General features: G+C 70.6%; 1 protein-coding gene. It reads left to right on the forward strand.

Annotated elements, in window-relative coordinates; all coding sequences use genetic code 11:
• On the forward strand, positions 1–462 hold a 462-nt coding region (locus tag SB717_RS33505), incomplete at its 5' end, for a hypothetical protein (RefSeq protein ID WP_410907113.1).
• Positions 463–513: the final 51 nt, after the last annotated feature.

Genomic DNA, 513 nt, shown 5'->3' on the forward strand with positions numbered 1-513 from the left:
TGGGGCGTCAGCGCGCTGCACGCGATCGTCCGCACCATCCACGAGGCGGCCAAGGCCGCGAAGCCGGATGCGCTGGTGGTCACGCACACCGTGCATCCCTCGTTCTCGGGCGTCACCGACATGGTGCGCCTCAACGACGTGCTCGAGGATTCCGTCCACGGCGACCCGGTGCCCGTCGCCGACCAGCTGCGCTTCCGTCGCGACATCGCGGCGGCGTCGCTCCCTGGGCACCCGATCGACACGGACCAGTGGCCGATGCCGAACCGCGACGAGTGGCTGGCCTACTCGCGCATCCAGCCCGAACTGGGCGTTCCGGCGTTGTACTACGTCGAATCCATCGACAGCAGCCGCGAGGCGGTGACCGACGCCGACCTCGACGAGATCGCGGAGCTGTGGCGCGGCTACCGCACGGCCCGCGAGGAACGGGGCGAGCGCGCCGAGAAGGAGCCGACCACGGTATGAGCGCGTTCACCGAGGTCGCTCCCGGCGTCCACCGGTTCGCGGACACCTGCA

Source organism: Priestia sp. SIMBA_032, from assembly GCF_046535215.1.
Classification (GTDB): Bacteria; Bacillota; Bacilli; order Bacillales; family Bacillaceae_H; genus Priestia; species Priestia aryabhattai.